The organism is Chryseobacterium sp. (assembly GCF_022712095.1).
In the GTDB taxonomy this organism is placed as follows: domain Bacteria; phylum Bacteroidota; class Bacteroidia; order Flavobacteriales; family Weeksellaceae; genus Chryseobacterium.
This window is the reverse complement of the sequence record NZ_JALAHD010000108.1, coordinates 1-3,667: the sequence shown is the minus strand read 5'-3', so window position 1 is coordinate 3,667 and position 3,667 is coordinate 1. Positions and strand designations below refer to the sequence as shown.

Here is a 3,667-nt window from a genome sequence, read left to right as displayed (position 1 = left end):
TTAAATGACTGAACAATGAATAATTTTAAGTTATTTAACTGGTTTCTAAAATTTTACATTTTTATGGTTTCACCTATTGTTTTGTATTTTAATTTTGTTTAAAATTGTATTCATAAATATGTAATATAGAAATGAGAAAATTATTCAGAGATCTTGTTACACATTTAATGAGAAAAAGATAAAGAAATTACTTCCCAAAAAAAGATGTAGCAACCCTACATCTTTTTTTATTTATGATAATAATCATTTTCTAGTTTTAAATATCTCCATTACATTTGGAGCCCTTAAAGTAAGTTATATAATATATGGTAAAAAGAATCGGAAGTTTATTTTTTCTTGGTTCTCTGGTCTGTATTCAGGCACAGGAAAAAACGGGGGATATAGAAACAATTGAAGTTCAGGGAAAAATTATTTCAACCCCTTATAAAAGCGCAAATCAGAATATAAGTGTCATTACCAGAGAAGAAATTATAAACTCACCTGCTAAAAGTATTGACGAAATTCTACAGCAAATTCCAGGAATGGATATCAGAAGGAGAGGAGCCAATGGAGTACAGAGTGATATCGGATTCCGCGGGAGTTCTTTTGAACAGGTTTTATTGCTGCTGAACGGAATACGGATGAATGATTCTCAGACCGGACACAATTCTATGAATGTACCTGTTGATCTGGAAGATGTTGAAAGAATTGAAATTATTAAAGGTCCAGCTGCAAGGAGATTCGGACAGAATGCCTATGCAGGTGTCATTAATATTATTACTAAAATCCATCCCGGAAAAAAAGTTAAAATTACTGCAGAAGGAGGAGATTATGAATCTTACGGATTGGGAGTCCACGCTCAGATAGGGAATGACAGTTTTTCTCAGTCGCTCCAGGCCAATTCAAACAGTTCCCAGGGGTATATGTATAATACGGATTATGAGATCAGAAATGTTTTTTATCAGAGTAAGTTAAAAATAAAGGAAGGAAGTATAAATTTACAGGCCGGTTTTTCAGAGAAAAAATTTGGAGCTAATGGATTTTATTCATCTCCTCAGGCTAAAGATCAGTATGAAGAAACCCAGGCTTCTCTTATAAGTTTAGCTTATCAGCAGTCTTTTGGAAAATTCAGGTTGAGTTCCAATGCCTATTGGAGAAGAGGGCAGGATATGTATGAATATATACGGAATAAGCCGGAGGTTTACAGAAATATGCATATAGGAAATAATGTTGGAGGAGAAGTAAATTCCAGCTATGCATGGGGATTGGGAACTACAGGAGTAGGAGTGGAGCTGAGAAAAGAGTTTTTGGCAAGTAACAATTTAGGTGACAGAGAACGTTTTGTTTCGCAGCTCTTCTTTGAGCATCATTTTTCTTTGTTAAATAAAAAGCTGAATATTTCTCCCGGGATTTCATGGGCCAATTATTCTAATGAAGGGAACTTTTTTTATCCGGGATTGGATGTCGGATATAATTTCAATTCCAATCACAAGATATATGGAAATATTGCAAAAGTGCATAGAATTCCGACTTTTACCGATTTATATTATTCAAGTAAGACAGAACAGGGAAATATTAATCTCGTTCCTGAAGATGCTGTTTCAGCTGAGATCGGATATCAGTTCCAAAATAAAAATTTGTTGGCAAAGGTGAGTGGATTCCTGAGAAATTCGGATAATTCCATCGATTGGGTGAAGCGATCACTTGAAGATCCTGTATGGTATGCACAGAATGTAGGTAAAATAGAATCAAAAGGTATTGAATTCGAATGGAATCATCAATTATTATCGTGGCTGAGATATTCTTTAGGCTATACTTATCTGGACAATTCTTTCCAGCAGTCTAATGAGTTCGTATCCCGATATGTTCTGGATAATCTTAAGCATCAGCTGATCGCCAAGCTGGAAACAAGATTTTTGAAATATTTCACTAATGAATTGGTTTACAGGTATAATGACAGATTAAATTTAGGAAGCTATAACTTACTAGATGAGAAGCTTAGTTTTAAGCAAAAAGACTTTTCAGTATATGTTCTTATTAACAATATTACAAATACCAATTATACGGAAACTTTTGGCGTAATGATGCCTCAGAGGTGGTTTCATATAGGATTTTCATACAATATTAATATTAACTAATCTTAATATTGGCCTTCTGTGAAATAACTGTAATTTTGCCAAAAATTTTTTGATGAGAATTTTATTTAGTTTCAGTTTACTGTTCTGTTTTGTTTTTTCGTATGCTCAAGATCACATTTCAGGTTTTAATTCCCTCACTCTAACTTATAAATTTCATCCCAAATTTTTTCTTTATGCGGAAGGTCAGCTACGTGAAATCCAAGACTACACTTATCCTGATTACTACGAAATTAAAGGAGGAATAGGCTATAATCTTACTAAAAATCATAAGCCTTTTATAGGCTTAGGTAGATATGTAACTTATAAGGATAAGCGGTTAGGTAAAGAGGAATTCAGAATATGGCTTCAGGACGTTATAGATGTTAAAAAAGGAATTGTGAAATTTGAAAATCGTATCCGTGCTGAACAAAGTTGGTTTTATGAACCTAAGACAGACACTCATTCTACCAGAAACCGTTTCCGTTACCGTTTGAATGTTTCTGTTCCTTTAAATGCTAAAAAAATAGAACCAGGGACTTTATTTGCCAATGTATATGATGAAGTGTTTTTTGTGACTCCAATGAAGCCTACATTTGCCCGAAACAGGGTATATGGTGGTTTTGGATATCAAATTGATGAAAACTTCGGAATTGCTACAGGATATTTATGGCAGCGTGAATTTGAAGCTTCCGGCAACAAAAATTATCATTTTATATATCTGGCACTGAATATCAATATTGACGGTACAGATCACCACCACAAGAGCTACGATTTTCCGGGAGCAGATTAATATTTCTCTATCAGATAGCGATATGCTTTCAGGTATTTGTTAAACCTCTTAATATCTTTAGGAGTGAGTTCTCTGTTGACTCTTCTCAGGTCCATATTGTCACGAAGGTCATTCAGTTTCACAGCTACTGCAAGGGGAGAGCGTTCGGTTCTTTTGATAAAGTCATCATATTCCTCATCCGGATCAAATTTTGTAAGACAGCTGATGGCAAAAATAATATATTCAGGGAAGCCTTCCTGTCTTAAATAGGTAAGACTGAATTCTGAGGGGTGGTCTTCTACAACATCATGCAAAACCCCCACAATTTTTTCGTCGGTGGTTTTACCATATTCCATTACCCTCATTACATGAGCAATATAGGGAGCATGGTATTTATCTGTCTGGCCTTTATGTGCCTTATCGGCAATTTTTATTGCTTTGTGTAATAATTCTTCTTTTGTCATCCCGATAGAGAAAATAAACGCAAAAATAAAAAATGTCCCAGATTTTTAAGACATTTTAATTTACTTATTTTTGAAAAAATAGTATATGGAACTGTACCGATTCTATTTTTCCTTTTGTTTTTCCGGAGGTGTGGAATTCAGTATTTTATATTCAGGGTGATCCTTTTTAGGGGCCTTAAGTCCTGAGTAAATTGAATCTTTAGGTTTTGCAACAGGCATTTTTTCCATATTCTTATGCTGCTTTATATTTTGATCTTTATGGATTCTTGCCTTTAGACTATCTGACTTTTTAAGAGATAAACTGTCTTTCTTTTGAGCAAACATCATCGATGATATAC

At 34.1% G+C, this 3,667-nt stretch carries 4 protein-coding genes; 2 read left to right on the top strand and 2 right to left on the bottom strand.

Features of this window, described 5'->3' with window-relative positions; genetic code table 11:
• The first annotated feature begins 305 nt into the window (after positions 1-305).
• Positions 306-2,117, top strand: a complete 1,812-nt coding sequence (locus tag Q0A18_RS05495; protein WP_292009174.1) for a TonB-dependent receptor — start codon at positions 306-308, stop codon at positions 2,115-2,117.
• A 52-nt stretch (positions 2,118-2,169) separates the two neighbouring features.
• A complete protein-coding gene (locus Q0A18_RS05490) occupies positions 2,170-2,886 on the top strand; it encodes a DUF2490 domain-containing protein (protein WP_292009173.1) in 717 nt (238 codons plus the stop codon).
• Here the strand turns inward: Q0A18_RS05490 and Q0A18_RS05485 are convergent.
• Positions 2,883-3,329, bottom strand: a complete 447-nt coding sequence (locus Q0A18_RS05485) for a phosphohydrolase (protein ID WP_292009172.1) — start codon at positions 3,327-3,329, stop codon at positions 2,883-2,885. The two genes, Q0A18_RS05490 and Q0A18_RS05485, sit on opposite strands and share 4 nt — an antisense overlap.
• 102 nt (positions 3,330-3,431) lie before the next feature.
• The coding region (locus Q0A18_RS05480; RefSeq protein ID WP_292009171.1) for a hypothetical protein at positions 3,432-3,667 on the bottom strand (236 nt) is incomplete at its 5' end.

Bases quoted from the DNA above. Each gene is read 5' to 3' on its own strand.
- Q0A18_RS05495 (WP_292009174.1), top strand. From the start codon at position 306: ATGGTAAAAAGAATCGGAAGTTTATTTTTTCTTGGTTCTCTGGTCTGT.
- Q0A18_RS05490 (WP_292009173.1), top strand. From the start codon at position 2,170: ATGAGAATTTTATTTAGTTTCAGTTTACTGTTCTGTTTTGTTTTTTCG.
- Q0A18_RS05485 (WP_292009172.1), bottom strand. From the start codon at position 3,329: ATGACAAAAGAAGAATTATTACACAAAGCAATAAAAATTGCCGATAAG.